The organism is Cyanobacteria bacterium QS_8_64_29, assembly GCA_003022125.1.
Classification (GTDB): domain Bacteria; phylum Cyanobacteriota; class Cyanobacteriia; order Cyanobacteriales; family Rubidibacteraceae; genus QS-8-64-29.
Window position 1 is genome coordinate 1 of record PXQH01000010.1, and the last position, 12,989, is coordinate 12,989.

At 63.9% G+C, this 12,989-nt stretch carries 12 protein-coding genes; 6 read left to right on the forward strand and 6 right to left on the reverse strand.

Annotated features, from left to right (window positions below; translation table 11 throughout):
* The first annotated feature begins 60 nt into the window (after window positions 1-60).
* Window positions 61-309, forward strand: a complete 249-nt coding sequence (locus BRC58_02375; GenBank protein ID PSP18837.1) for a hypothetical protein — start codon at window positions 61-63, stop codon at window positions 307-309.
* 85 nt (window positions 310-394) lie between these two features.
* On the opposite strand, the gene BRC58_02380 is transcribed toward BRC58_02375, so the two are convergent.
* The gene (locus BRC58_02380) at window positions 395-1,171 is read right to left on the reverse strand and encodes an HAD family hydrolase (protein ID PSP18838.1); all 777 of its coding nucleotides are present in this window, start codon (window positions 1,169-1,171) and stop codon (window positions 395-397) included.
* A 30-nt stretch (window positions 1,172-1,201) separates the two neighbouring features.
* Window positions 1,202-2,485: a serine hydroxymethyltransferase gene (gene glyA / locus BRC58_02385; protein ID PSP18839.1), complete on the reverse strand. Its 1,284-nt coding sequence runs from the start codon at window positions 2,483-2,485 to the stop codon at window positions 1,202-1,204.
* 312 nt (window positions 2,486-2,797) lie between these two features.
* On the opposite strand from glyA, the gene BRC58_02390 reads away from it, so the two are divergent.
* Window positions 2,798-3,265: a hypothetical protein gene (locus tag BRC58_02390; protein ID PSP18840.1), complete on the forward strand. Its 468-nt coding sequence runs from the start codon at window positions 2,798-2,800 to the stop codon at window positions 3,263-3,265.
* A gap of 131 nt (window positions 3,266-3,396) precedes the next feature.
* Window positions 3,397-3,744 (forward strand): 30S ribosomal protein S6, encoded by a 348-nt coding sequence (locus BRC58_02395; protein ID PSP18841.1) that lies wholly within the window; start codon window positions 3,397-3,399, stop codon window positions 3,742-3,744.
* 74 nt (window positions 3,745-3,818) lie between these two features.
* Here BRC58_02395 and gcvP read toward each other — a convergent pair whose 3' ends face one another.
* The 3 genes from gcvP to gcvT form a co-directional block, all read right to left on the reverse strand.
* Window positions 3,819-6,761, reverse strand: coding sequence for a glycine dehydrogenase (aminomethyl-transferring) (gcvP, locus tag BRC58_02400; GenBank protein PSP18842.1), 2,943 nt, complete (start codon window positions 6,759-6,761; stop codon window positions 3,819-3,821).
* A gap of 100 nt (window positions 6,762-6,861) precedes the next feature.
* Complete coding sequence (gcvH, locus tag BRC58_02405; GenBank protein PSP18843.1) at window positions 6,862-7,251, reverse strand: glycine cleavage system protein H; 390 nt, start codon at window positions 7,249-7,251, stop codon at window positions 6,862-6,864.
* A 166-nt stretch (window positions 7,252-7,417) separates the two neighbouring features.
* Window positions 7,418-8,473 (reverse strand): glycine cleavage system protein T, encoded by a 1,056-nt coding sequence (gcvT, locus tag BRC58_02410; GenBank protein PSP18844.1) that lies wholly within the window; start codon window positions 8,471-8,473, stop codon window positions 7,418-7,420.
* Between the two features lie 250 nt (window positions 8,474-8,723).
* Here gcvT and BRC58_02415 point away from each other — a divergent pair, with 250 nt between their 5' ends.
* From BRC58_02415 to BRC58_02425, 3 genes are all read left to right on the forward strand, one after another.
* Complete coding sequence (locus BRC58_02415) at window positions 8,724-9,473, forward strand: sulfite exporter TauE/SafE family protein (GenBank protein ID PSP18845.1); 750 nt, start codon at window positions 8,724-8,726, stop codon at window positions 9,471-9,473.
* 48 nt (window positions 9,474-9,521) lie between these two features.
* Window positions 9,522-9,638, forward strand: coding sequence for a photosystem II reaction center protein I (locus BRC58_02420; GenBank protein PSP18846.1), 117 nt, complete (start codon window positions 9,522-9,524; stop codon window positions 9,636-9,638).
* Between the two features lie 122 nt (window positions 9,639-9,760).
* The gene (locus BRC58_02425) at window positions 9,761-11,890 is read left to right on the forward strand and encodes a DUF3769 domain-containing protein (GenBank protein ID PSP18847.1); all 2,130 of its coding nucleotides are present in this window, start codon (window positions 9,761-9,763) and stop codon (window positions 11,888-11,890) included.
* Window positions 11,891-11,894: 4 nt separating this feature from the next.
* Here the strand turns inward: BRC58_02425 and BRC58_02430 are convergent, their stop codons facing one another.
* Window positions 11,895-12,962 (reverse strand): hypothetical protein, encoded by a 1,068-nt coding sequence (locus BRC58_02430; protein ID PSP18848.1) that lies wholly within the window; start codon window positions 12,960-12,962, stop codon window positions 11,895-11,897.
* Window positions 12,963-12,989 lie beyond the last annotated feature (27 nt).

Below are 12,989 nucleotides of genomic sequence, written 5' to 3' on the forward strand. Positions count from 1 at the left end.
CGCGCGCTACGATTGATGGATAGCAATCTCGATCCGCTGCGCACGCACGGAAGGTTAATTATGGCCGATACGAAACTCGCCCTAACAGAAGAAAACGTCGAGCAGGTGCTGGAGCAGCTGCGGCCGTACCTAATGGCGGATGGCGGCAACGTGCAGCTTTACGAAATTGATGGCCCTGTCGTCAAACTGCAACTGCAAGGCGCCTGCGGATCCTGCCCGAGCTCGACCATGACGCTCAAAATGGGGATCGAGCGCAAGCTCCGCGAATCCATCCCCGAAATTGCCGAAGTGGAAGCCGTGATGGAATAGCGGCACCAGCGCCGACGGTGCTTGCCAGTGAGGGGACCGCCTAGCGGCCCCTTCGTTAGTAGCTGCCCTGCTCGGCATGCGCCGCTCAGGCTTGGCCAGCCAGCAATCGGGCTAGCTCGCTAAAGCCGGCTCCCTCGGCTGCGGTGGTGATGTAGGCAGGGTGGTGCCTCAGGGCATCCGTATAGGCGCGGATGTTGGCGACCCCTGCCGAGAGCGGAAACGCTTCGGCATCGAATAGCGGATCGTCGTTGGGGCTATCGCCCACTGCAAGCACTTGATGCGGCGCAACTTGCGAGGAGAAGCGCTCGATGGCCTGCCAAGCGCCGGTTGCCTTATCCGGCCAAGGGGGCTTGATGTGGCACTGGACGGTACTGTAAGTAAATTCCCATCCCCATTCGCGGCACGCCTGTCCGAGCGCTTGCAAGCGCTCGGGGCTCAGCCCGGCAACATCGAAGGTCCAATCGGTCATGCGGAAGCGGTTGTCTGCCGATTCGGCTAGCTCGGGATAGTGCGCCTGCAGGGCGCGAAATGCATCCGCTAGCTGCTGGCGGTGCCGATCCAGGTTGGGGAACGGCGCCAGGATGGCGGGCCGATCGCGCTCGGCCGCATGCAAGAGGCCACCATTTTCGGCGATGGCGCCGGTAATGGGCAGATAGCGGACCAGGCCGCTGACCCAACCGGCCGATCGCCCCGTCACAATGAGGACGGCAATCCCGGCTTGGGCCAGCGATTCCAACGCTTGCAGCAGGGTGGCCGTCAGTTTGCCCTGTTGCGTCAGCGTCCCGTCCAGATCCGTGGCCATCCAGCGGACGGCTTGCAGCTCGCCCCGGGCGGCGGCGGACGCAATCGGGGTTAGCGGCATGCTACAGGCGCAACTGAGGCATTGCGCGCGCTACGCCATGGCCGGTACGGGAACGCTCAGGTGCGGATAGAGCGGAAAGCGCTGGCAAAGTGCGCGGACGCGATTTTGGCAGTCGCTTTGGACGCGCTCGCTTTCAGGGTCGAACAAGCGATCAGCGATGGTATCGGCGATCTCGGTGAACTCGGCTGCCTCCATGCCGCGCGTTGTGACGGCAGGCGAGCCCAATCGCAAGCCGCTGGTCACAAAGGGCGATTCGGGATCCAGCGGGACTGTGTTTTTGTTAGCGGTGATGTTGATCTCGCCCAACAGTTGGTCCGCTCGCTTGCCAGTCATGCCAATAGAGCGCAGATCCAGCAGAAGCAGGTGATTGTCCGTGCCTCCTGAGACCACCTTGAAGCCCCGCTCTTGCAAGCGCTGGGCCAGCGTCTGCGCGTTGGCAATGACTTGGGCGGAGTAGCGCTGGAAGTCAGGCGTTAGTGCTTCGCCAAAGGCAACTGCTTTTCCGGCGATCGCGTGCTCGAGGGGGCCGCCCTGGGAACCGGGAAATACTGCCTTGTTGAGCTTTTTGCCCAGCTCCGGATCGCGGGTCAGGATCAGGCCGCCGCGCGGGCCCCGCAGGGTTTTGTGGGTGGTGGTGGTGACGGCATCGCAGTGGGGCACTGGGTTGGGGTGGTGCCCTGAAGCAACCAAGCCGGCAATGTGGGCGATGTCGGCGACCAAGTAAGCACCAACCTCATCGGCGATCGCGCGGAATTGTTCGAAATCGATTTGGCGCGGATACGCCGAGTAGCCGCAGATGATGAGCTTGGGCCGCTCTTGCCGGGCGAGCTCGCGGATGCGGTCGTAGTCGATGCGCTCGCTTTGGGGATCGACGCCGTAGTGGCAAACCTGGAACCACTTGCCGGAGACATTAACGGGGGAGCCGTGGGTGAGGTGACCGCCATGCGACAAGTCCATGCCCATGATCTTGTCGCCGGGCTGCAGCAGGGCCAGAAAAACGGCAAAGTTGGCCTGCGCCCCCGAGTGCGGCTGTACGTTCGCGCTGGCTGCCCCGAACAGCTGTTGGGCGCGATCGATGGCCAGCTGTTCGGCACGATCAATAAACTCGCATCCGCCGTAGTAGCGCTTGCCCGGGACCCCTTCGGCGTATTTATTGGTCAGGACCGATCCTTGAGCCGCCAGTACGGCGGGTGAGGTGAAGTTCTCGCTTGCGATCAGCTCCAGGTGGTCGCGCTGGCGCTGGAGCTCGAGTTGTAGCGCCTCCGCAACTTGGGGATCGTTTTGAACCAGAAAATCCAGATTGGTTTGAGTCACGTTGAATCCGTCCCAATTTCAATAGAGGCCGGCCGGTAGCCGCTGCTGCACCGCGCTCGGTGCCAGTAAGTCTCGACGGCCGACGCCTGGAGACCTGCCGGCGGGGCACCGCCAGCAAACCGCTATCAGTTTAACAAATCCGCCGCGGCCAGCGAACGCCCATGCCAGCGGCCCCAACACGCGAGGGGACCGGACAGGCGCTGGCGCACGCTCGGCCCTATTTCCAGCTGCGCATCGACTGCCTCCCCCACGCCATACGCTAAGCTATGGGCTAGCTACGCGATTGGCGAGGGTGCAACTCGAGGAGGGGCGATGGGCTCTGTCGATGCCAAGGACCGGTTTTTTGCTGCCCTGCCTTATCTGCTGCCGCTGATCTATGTCGTGCCGTTCGGGCAGTACCTTTTCAACCAGTTTCCGGCCCTGCAGCTGATCTATCTGCCAATTCAGCCGCTACTGCAGCTGTATTCTGTTTTCCCCTTCTTTGGCCTGATCGTGTTTATCGTGCTGCTGTTTCTTGTGGTCCGCAACGAGGACATCAGCCACTTCATCCGCTTCAACACGATGCAGGCCATCTTGCTCGATATTTTGCTGATCCTGCTGCGGTTTGCATCGCGCATCTTCGGGCAGGGCCTGCAAGGCACGTTCCTGCTGGAGACGCTTTTCAACGTTGTCTTTTTGGGCATGCTGGCTGCCTGCATTTACGCGATCGCCCAGTCGGCGCTGGGCCGCTACGCCGAGATTCCGGCAATTTCGGAGGCCGTTCACGGTCAGGTTCGCTAGCGCCCAGCCCGTTTTGACGCCGGCGCTGTCCTGCTCCACAATAGGTAGCTCCCAGCGGCGGTAACTGCCGCCCGCCGTTCCTTGCTTCCGAGGCGCGCGCTCGGAGGCCTGATCGTCCGCAAGGAGGTACCATGCAGCGCAGCTACGAAACCATGTACATTCTGCGTCCGGATCTATCGGACGAGCAGATTGAGGAAGTCATGACTCGCTTCCAGAGTTGGCTGAGCGAGCGTGGCGGTCAGGATATCCAGGTCCAAAACCGGGGCAAGCGGCGCTTAGCTTATCCCATCAAGCGCCACACCGAGGGCATCTACATCCAGACCAACTACACCCTCGATGGAAGCCAGATCGCGCCCTTCGAGCGGGCCCTGCGCCTAAGCGATGAAGTTATCCGCTACCTGACCCTCAAAACCGAGGCTTCCCCCTCAGGGGCCCCCGCTGAGGAAGAAGTAGCAACCGGAACGAGCGGCGCTAGCTAGCCCGCCCTTTTGGGCTCTAAAAAGCCGTTGCCTTAGCCGGGCAACGGCTTTTTGCATGCTTGCGGCCCTTGGGCTTATTTGTAGGCCTCCATGCCCGCGCAGGAGCAGACCAGGTTGCGATCGCCGTAGGCATCGTCGATGCGCGCCACGGGCGGCCAATATTTGTATTCCCAGAGCCAGGGGGCTGGGTAGGCAGCATGCTCGCGCGCGTAGGGGCGCTGCCAGTCGCCAGCAATCAGTACCTGATGGGTGTGGGGCGCATGCTTGAGGGCATTGTTGTCGGGATCGGCCTCGCCGCGCTCGATGGCTGCAATTTCGTCGCGGATGCCGGCCATGGCATCGCAGAAGCGATCAAGCTCGTCCTGCGACTCGCTCTCAGTAGGCTCAACCATCATGGTCCCGGCCACCGGCCAGGACACTGTGGGGGCGTGGAAGCCGTAGTCCATCAACCGCTTGGCGACATCGCCCACAGTAATGCCGGCGCTCTGCTTGATGGGGCGCAGATCGACAATGCACTCGTGCGCGACCAGCCCGGTATTGCCTTTGTAGAGAATGGGGAAGCATTCCTCGAGCCGGTGGGCGAGGTAGTTGGCGTTGAGGATGGCCACTTGCGAGGCCTGGGTGAGGCCCCGAGCCCCCATCAGGCGGACGAACATCCAGGAGATGGGCAGGATGCTGGGGCTGCCCCATGGGGCCGCCGCGATCGCGCCAATGCCGAGCTCGCCGCCCGTTTCGATAACAGGATGGCCGGGCAGAAAAGGGGCTAGGTGCGGCGCAGCGCCGATCGGGCCCATCCCGGGACCGCCCCCGCCGTGCGGAATGCAAAAGGTCTTATGTAGGTTGAGATGGCAGACGTCGGCGCCGTAATCAGCCGGCCGGCAAAGGCCCATCTGGGCGTTGAGGTTGGCCCCATCCAAATACACTTGACCGCCATACTCGTGGATCAGGTCGCAGATTTGCTGGATGTTGTCCTCAAACACGCCGTGGGTGGAGGGATAGGTAACCATTAGCGCGGCCAGGCGCTCGGCGTACTGCTGGGCTTTGGCGCGCAGATCGGCCATGTCGATGTTGCCCTGCGCGTCGCAGTCAATGGCAACTACCTGCATGCCCGCCATGACCGCACTGGCGGGGTTGGTGCCGTGGGCCGACTCGGGGATCAGGCAGATGTTGCGCTCACCTTCCCCGCGCTGCTCGTGGTACTTGCGGATGACCTTGAGCCCGGCGTACTCGCCTTGCGAGCCGGCATTGGGTTGCAGCGAGATGGCCTCAAACCCGGTAATTTCGGCCAACCAACGCTCGAGCTGCTCGAACAGGATTTGGTAGCCGCGGGCTTGCGAGCGCGGTGCGAATGGGTGCAGCTTGCCAAATGCCGGCCAAGTCACCGGCAGCATCTCGGCCGCCCCGTTGAGCTTCATCGTGCAGGAGCCCAGCGGGATCATGGAGGTTGTCAGTGACAGATCTTTGGCCTCGAGGCGCTTGAGGTAGCGCAGCAGTTTGGTCTCGGTGTGATAGCTATTGAAAACGGAATGGGTCAAATAAGCGCTTTGGCGCACCAAGGGCGCGTCCCAGGCAACCTCGGCGTCGCCAGCTAGCGCCTCGGGCTCGAACGGCAAGCGCCCGCTAGCCGCAAAGACCTGCCAGAGCGCGATTAAGTCGTCGCCGGTGGTGGTTTCATCCAGCGCGATGCCCACACTGCTGGCATCGAACGAGCGCAGGTTGATCCCGCGAGCCTCGGCCGCTTCCAAAATGGCGGCGGCGCTCTGCTGGGGCGAGTCGGCGGTAACGCTAACCCGGATGGTGTCGAAAAAGCACGGCGTTTCCAGGCGATAGCCCAACCGCTGCAGCCCGGCTGCCAGCGTTGCTGTCAGGTTAAAAACGTTGCGGGCAATGCGCGCGATGCCCTGCGGCCCGTGATAGACCGCATAGGTGGAAGCCATGGCAGCCAGCAGCACCTGCGCCGTACAGATGTTGCTCGTGGCGCGATCGCGGCGAATGTGCTGCTCGCGCGTTTGCAGGGCCAACCGCAGGGCGGGATTGCCATCGGCATCGTAGGACACGCCCACCATCCGACCGGGAATGCGGCGCTTGTAGGCCGCCCGGGTGGCAAAGTACGCAGCGTGGGGACCGCCGTAGCCCAACGGCACCCCAAAGCGTTGCGTATTGCCCACCGCAATGTCAGCGCCGAGCTCGCCCGGGGGCGTCAGCAGCGCCAAGCTCAGGGGATCGGCCGCCATGGTGACCAGGGCGTTGCTGGCGTGCGCCCGCTCGATGAAGCCGCGGTAATCGTAAATCGTTCCGTCGGTCGCCGGGTACTGCAGCAAGGCGCCAAAGACAGGCTGCCGCTCGAAGTCGAAGCTGTGGTGGTCGCCGACAATAACCTCAATCCCCTGGGATTCGGCCCGCGTCCGGACGACCTCGATGGTCTGAGGGTGGCAAGCCTGCGAGATGAAAAAGGCGTTGGCTTGGGCCTTGGCCACGTTGCAGCTTAGGGTCATGGCCTCGGCGGCTGCCGTGCTCTCATCCAGCAGCGAGGCATTGGCAATGTCGAGCCCCGTCAGGTCGATGACCATGGTCTGGAAGTTGAGCAGGGCCTCCATGCGGCCCTGGGCGATCTCGGCCTGATAGGGGGTATAGGCGGTGTACCAACCGGGATTCTCCAGAATGTTGCGCTGGATGACCGGTGGGGTAAAGCAGTCGTGGTACCCCATGCCGATAAACGAACGAAAGACCTGATTGCGATCGGCGATCGCCTGCAGTTCCGCTAGCGCGGCCCGTTCGCTGCATGCCTCGGGCAACTGCAGCTCGCGCCCCAGGCGGATGGCAGCGGGGACGGCAGCATCCGCCAGCGCATCGAGGCTGCTAAAGCCCAGCGCTTTGAGCATCCGCTCGATTTGGTCCGCGCTGGGATCGACGTGCCGGCCGACAAAAGAATCGAGCTGGGTGAGCTTGCCCTCAATGGCGGAACCACTGCTCTCGGCCTCGGCAGCCGTGGCGGGTCGGCTATCTAAACTGACCATAGCGAGTTAGTTGGAAATGGATGGGGACAGGAGTAGCGCACGCGCTTATCACTTTGTAACAAACTGATATTTGCCCGTTCGGCGTGCGGCGCTACCGGGGTTAGCTCCCTTCAACTTTGGCTCGGTACTCTTGGGCCGAGAGCGCATCGTTGAGGTCGTTGGGATCGTCCATGCGGACTTTGAGCAGCCACGCATCCCCGTAGGGATCTTCGGCAATCTGCTCGGGGGACTCGACGACTGCATCGTTGCGCTCGATTACGGTCCCGGTCACGGGCGAATACATGTCTTCAACGGCTTTGACCGACTCCACCGTGCCGAATCCTTTTCCCTTCTCGACAGCGTCGCCGGGCTCGGGCAGCTCGACAAACACGATGTCGCCGAGCTGATCGACAGCATAGGCGCTGATGCCAATGGTGGCCGTATCCCCATCGGCGTGGGCGTACTCGTGGCTGTCGAGGTACTTCAGATCGTCTGGGTATTCCATAGCCATTTTGCGTCTCGGATCTGCGGCAGCAGGGAACCCCATGCCGGCGCTGCCCTAGCTGCCGAGGGCTGGCACCTGCTGGCGCTAGCTACAAGCTTCTCACGAATCGGGGAACGGCACAATTGCCCGTGCCGGCGCGCTGGCAACTCTAGCGCCGGTGTAGGGTCGGGCGCTAGGCCGGGCGGTAGGGCGAGCGGTAGAACGGGCGCTTGACTACGGTGGCGGGATGGGATTGGCCGCGAATTTCAACGGCAACCCGATTGCCAACCGCTGAGGATGCCTGGGGCAGGTAGGCCAGCGCGATCGCGCGCTCTAAGGTGGGGGAAAACGTCCCGCTGGCGATCTCGCCGACCGCTTCATCGCCAATGCGCACCGGATAGCCGTGGCGCGCAATGTGGCGCCCCTCCATTTGCAGTCCCACCAGCCGGCGCCGAACGCCTTGGGCTTTTTGGCGCTCGAGCGCCTCGCGGCCCAGAAACGCCCCTTTACGCTCGAGATGGACCAGCCAACCCAATCCGGCTTCCAGCGGCGTTGTCGTCTCGGCAATTTCGTGGCCGTAGAGTGGCAGGGCAGCCTCGAGGCGGAGCGTGTCGCGCGCGCCCAAACCGCAAGGGGCAACCCCGGCTGCCATCAGCAATTGCCACAAGCGCCGACCGGCCTCGGGCGCGAGCATGATTTCGAAGCCATCCTCTCCCGTATAGCCCGTGCGCGAGACGAATGCCGGCTCGCCAGCAATGGCGGTCTGGCAGTGCCCGAACGGTTTCAGCGCGCTCAGATCGGCGTCGGCATGCGGTTGCAGGGTCGCAATGGCTTGCGGTCCCTGCAGCGCCAGCAAAACTTGCTCGTCCGAGCGATCCCAGAGCTCGACGGCCGTATCGGCTAGCTGCGCGCGCAGCCAGTCGCAGTCCTTGGCTCGCGTTGCCGCGTTGACGATCGCGAGGCCCTGCTGCCGGCCGCTGCCATCTTGGCCCTGGTAGTAAAAAATGAAGTCATCGACAATCCCAGCCCCCTCGTTCAGCAGCACCGTATACTGGGCCTGACCGGGTTGCAGGCGTTCCAAATCGGACGGAACTAGCGGTTGCAGGGCGGCAAGCAGATCCCGAGCGCTAAGGGCAAATTTGCCCATGTGCGAGATATCGAACAAGCCCACCGCCTGGCGCACCGTGTGGTGTTCGCGTTTGAGCCCGGCGAACTGGACTGGCATCTGCCAGCCCGAGAATTCGGTCATGCGCGCTTGCTGCTCTAGCGCCAGATCGTAGAGTGGCGTCTGCGCCGGCGCTTGGGCCGTTGCAGGCGATTGGGATGGGGTGCTTGCCGAAGAACGGGCTGACTGTGTCACGAATGCGGAGGTTTTGCCTTCAAATAGCCTTAATTATCCTAACGGGCGGCTGCGACTGGGAAGCGTTTGGGGTCGCGGGCTTTGCTCTTAACTTTTATTAAGATACGGGCAGGGTTAGCCACTGACAGGAATTGAGGCAATCGTGGCGTTAGGGCTGTTGCTGGGAACTGCCAGTTGCCTGGCTTGGTTTTTGAGTGCCTTGGCCGGCGGTGGCAGCGCCCTGATCTTGATTCCGGCAGTCAGCGTTGGCGTGGGGCCTGCTGCCGTTCCACCCGCGATCACCGTTGGGATGCTCATCGGCAACGGCCACCGCGTCGGGCTGTACTGGCAGGGCATCGACTGGCACGTAACGCGCTGGTACTTGCCCGGCGCGATCGCGGGCGCCATTGGGGGCGCCTTCGTTTTTAGCCGGCTTGACGCGGACCGGTTGGGAGTGCTGCTGGGGGCATTTCTGCTGCTGTCGTTTGCGAGCTACCGCTGGCAGCAAACCCTTCCTTGCCTGCAAGCGCGCGCCTGGCACTTTCTGCCCGCCGGGTTTGCCTACGCGTTCCTGTCTGGGGTGGTTGGCAGTACGGGGCCGCTGCTCAACCCGTTCTATTTGAGCTACGGCCTGGCCAAAGAGCGCTTGATCGCCACTAAATCGGCTAACATCACCGCCGTCCACCTAACCAAAGCCCTTGCCTACGCAGCCTTTGGGACGTTGAGTTGGCCTTATTGGGGCTATGGGCTGATTTTGGGGGCAGGCGCCATTCCGGGCAACTGGTTGGGGCGGCGCGCCCTGCAAAACGTGGCGGAACACCGATTCCAGCAGATCGTCATCTCGTTTGTTGCCTTTAGCGGTGCCCTGTTGCTCTGGCAGCAGCGCGACTGGTGGGCATTCTGGCTGTGACCCCGCTCGCGATAGAATTGGGGGCGCAGTTCTGCTCAAGCGGACGCCATGCTGACGCTCAAGATCGCCGTTTATCTGGTCGTGACGTTTTTTGTCGCGTTGTTTGTGTTTGGCTTTTTATCCGGCGATCCGGCCCGCAATCCCAAGCGGCGCGATCTGGAATAAACGCGCGAGCTGCGGGGGCAGGGCAAGTCTCCAACTCTATCCGAGGGGGCGAGAGCGCTCCCTAAAGCGATGCGCTTGCGCCCGGTACTAGGATTGGGCTCGCTCGGCCTGCGACTGCCGCCATGCCGCCATTGCCACCACCGCCCGAACTGCCGCCGCTAGTCCGCACGCAATGCCCGCCCGAGGCCCCCTCCCCGGCAACCGCGCAAGCCCCCCAACAACAGGCACCGGTCCCCAAGCTGCGCCTGCAGTCGCGCTCGGCAGGCAAACGGGCGTTCGCATTTGCCTTCCCGCCCCAGCAACCGGCGGTGCGGATCGCCCAGACCCAGGTCCCAACGCCTGAGGAGTCCCCCATACGCGCGATCGAGGTCCGAGCCGATCGGGTGAACTACGACCGGCAGCAGCGGAGCGTGACGGCTGAGGGCGAGGTCGTAGCGCGCTTCATCCAGGGCGAGCTCACCGCCGATCGCGTCCGCGTCGATCTGGCCGAGCGGGTGGCCGTTGCTAGCGGCCAGGTTGCGCTCCAGCGCGGCCGGCAGCGGCTGCGCGGCGAGCGCTTTGAATACCGCTTTGCCCAGGACAGCGGCACCATCACCAATGCCCGCGGCGAGATCTACATTCCCACCCTCAGCCGCGATACGAGGCAAACCCTGCCCAACGATGCCAGCACCAGCGGCTTTGCCCGGCAGCCGCTCGGCGATCGCCTCGCTGCCCAAGGGCCGCAGCAGGTGCGCCCGGAAGGCGGCGCCCGAGTTGAGCTCGGTGCGGGCGAAGGTCGGGATCTGGAGCGAGCCGAGCGGCAACCGGCGGCTGAAGGCGGCATCAATCAGTTGCGCTTTCGTGCCAAGCGCCTCGAATTTGACGGGCAAAACTGGCAAGCGCAAAACATCCGCATTACCAACGATCTGTTCTCGCCGCCCGAGCTAGAGGTGGCTGCTGACGCGGCCCAGCTAACCCATCTGGGGCCTAGCCGCGATAAGGTCAGCGCCCAGGACCCGCGCCTTGTCTTCGACCGCACGCTATCGCTGCCCATCCTGCGCAACCAAGTCATCCTGGCCGAGCGCGCCAGCGATCCGGCTCTGGTCAACGTGGGCTTTGACAGCGACGAGCGCGGCGGCCTGTACCTCGAGCGCAGCTTCGAGCTCATCCAGACCCCAAAGCTGCAGCTGGAGCTGACACCGCAGTACTTTCTGCAACGGGCTGCCTTCGATAGTAGCCCCTTGGGGCTGGCTACCTTGGGGCTTAAAGCCGACTTGGAAGCCCAGCTGGCGCCGCGTACGCGTCTGAACGCCTCGGGTGAGATTGTGGGATTCAATCTAGGCGAGCAGGCCCCCAATGCCACCGAGGCGGAAGAAGCCGAGGACAACTTCGAACGGCAGCTTCAAGGCCGCGTGCGGCTGAGGCAGCTTGTGGGCGATCGGGAGCGCCCGCACGTGCTGAACCTGGAATACAGCCACAATGAGCGCGTTTTTAATGGCTCGCTCGGCTTCGAGACCGTCCGCAACAGCCTGGGCGCTTATGTAACCTCGCCCACCCTAACGCTGGGCGATACGGGGATCCGGTTGAGCTACCAGGCTGGGGTGCAGCGCATCACCGCCCAAAGCGATCGCCCAGCCTTGCTGGAGGCAGGCAAGACCCAGGATCTGGCGACCCTGACGCGCTACCAAGGGGCTGCCTCGCTCAGCCGCAATTTCACCCTCTGGGAAGGCGAGGCCCTCCCCCGGAGCGAAGACCAGGGGCTGCGCTATACGCCGGTGCCGGTGGTGCCGTATCTGGAGCTAACGACTGGCCTCACCGGTGCCTTTAGCGGCTACAGCAACGGCGATGCGCAGCGCTCGTTGAGCGGCAGCATCGGCGTGCGGGGCCAAATCGGCCACTTTTCGCAGCCGGTTTTGGACTACACCGGCTTCAACCTCCGCTACACGCAGGCACTGCGCGACGGCACCTCGCCGTTCCAGTTTGATCGGGTCGCCGATCGGCAGGTGCTGGAGCTGGGCATCACGCAACAGATCTATGGCCCCGTTCGGGTAGGGGTTCAAACGGCATTCGATCTGGCCGATGGCGACACCATCAGCACTGACTACGTGCTGGAGTACAGCCGCCGCACCTACAACGTCGCTTTGCGCTACAACCCCGAGCTCGGGCTGGGCGCGATCCGCTTCCGCGTCCATGGGTTCAACTGGGAAGGCTCAGCAGAGCCCTTTTCCGAGAGCAGCGTTCGCGAGGTCCGGCAAGGGGTCACGCGCGATTGAGCTACTAACGGCCCTGCCCTCCGCGCCGCAGCCATTGCCCCAACCGGGCAAGGCGCTGCTCGAGCCATAGCAAGGCACCATCCAGCCAGACCAAAAGGCGAGCGAGCGGATGGCGCACGTAGCCGCTCGCGCGCGCAGGCGTCTCGATGGCCTCGGCTGCTTCCGCCTCCTCCTCCTCGGGCGCGAGGGCGTCCTGCAACTGGTCCCACCAACCTTGTTGTTCGCTGCTGCTCTCCAGCGGTGCTTGCTCTGGGGTGGGCGCAGCGTACAGATCCGACCAGCTCAGCCAGGGCGTGCCCTCCGCTGCGGATGGGGTGGGCTCGCTCCCAGCCGCACGGCCCAAGCGCTGGGCCCATCCCTCCAGCCGGTCGCTGGCTTGCCGCAGGCGCACGGCCAGCAGTTGCGGAGATGGGGCCGAGCGGGCCTCGTCGAATAGGTTGAGCGCGATCGCTAGCGAATTCGGGCGCCGGCCGGGCGGGCCGAGTGCAGCTGGCTGCAAGGGAGGGAAGCGCGAGAAGGGGGAATCGAATTCGTGCCGGTACCAGTACGCTGCCAGTTGCTGGCGCAGGTAGTGCTGCAGGGCATGCTGCTGCGCGGGCGCTAGCAGGGGCAGCGCCTGGTTGTCGGCGCCGACCAGAACGGGCTCGCCACTCTCGCGCAGCACGGCAACCCCACGGATGGCAGCGCGCTCGGCGCTCGCAGTGCGCTCGCGTACGAGCGCGCGCTTGAGCCCCTGCCAAGGGGCAAGCAGGGCAGGGCGCGCTCCGAGGACCTCGGCGCTTTTGAGCTCGCCGCGGGCGCTGTAGCGGATGCGGATGGCGGCCAAAGTGGCTCGGATGGGGGCATCCGCGCTCGGTGGGGCATCGCCCGGCAGGCGCCCAGTGGGCGGCTGGGTCGATGCCAGGGCAAAGCTGCCGCGCACCAGCAAATACAGCGGATAGAGCAAGACTTGCCCGCTCCAAGCAGCAGCAACTCGCAATCGCCGCCAGGTGTGCCCGAGCTGCTGGCTCAGGCGCAGCGAGCGGCGAGCGATCCAGGCAAGCGCCCGACTCCGGTACGGGCCAAACGGCATATGGCTAGCCGATGCGCTAGTTGCGCC

What these genes read in the sequence shown, in the direction of transcription:
- gcvP (PSP18842.1), bottom strand. Translation starts at nt 6,761, where the DNA reads ATGGTCAGTTTAGATAGCCGACCCGCCACGGCTGCCGAGGCCGAGAGC.
- gcvT (PSP18844.1), bottom strand. Translation starts at nt 8,473, where the DNA reads ATGACCGAATTCTCGGGCTGGCAGATGCCAGTCCAGTTCGCCGGGCTC.
- BRC58_02395 (PSP18841.1), top strand. Translation starts at nt 3,397, where the DNA reads ATGCAGCGCAGCTACGAAACCATGTACATTCTGCGTCCGGATCTATCG.
- BRC58_02375 (PSP18837.1), top strand. Translation starts at nt 61, where the DNA reads ATGGCCGATACGAAACTCGCCCTAACAGAAGAAAACGTCGAGCAGGTG.
- BRC58_02430 (PSP18848.1), bottom strand. Translation starts at nt 12,962, where the DNA reads ATGCCGTTTGGCCCGTACCGGAGTCGGGCGCTTGCCTGGATCGCTCGC.
- BRC58_02380 (PSP18838.1), bottom strand. Translation starts at nt 1,171, where the DNA reads ATGCCGCTAACCCCGATTGCGTCCGCCGCCGCCCGGGGCGAGCTGCAA.
- gcvH (PSP18843.1), bottom strand. Translation starts at nt 7,251, where the DNA reads ATGGCTATGGAATACCCAGACGATCTGAAGTACCTCGACAGCCACGAG.
- BRC58_02390 (PSP18840.1), top strand. Translation starts at nt 2,798, where the DNA reads ATGGGCTCTGTCGATGCCAAGGACCGGTTTTTTGCTGCCCTGCCTTAT.
- BRC58_02425 (PSP18847.1), top strand. Translation starts at nt 9,761, where the DNA reads ATGCCGCCATTGCCACCACCGCCCGAACTGCCGCCGCTAGTCCGCACG.
- BRC58_02420 (PSP18846.1), top strand. Translation starts at nt 9,522, where the DNA reads ATGCTGACGCTCAAGATCGCCGTTTATCTGGTCGTGACGTTTTTTGTC.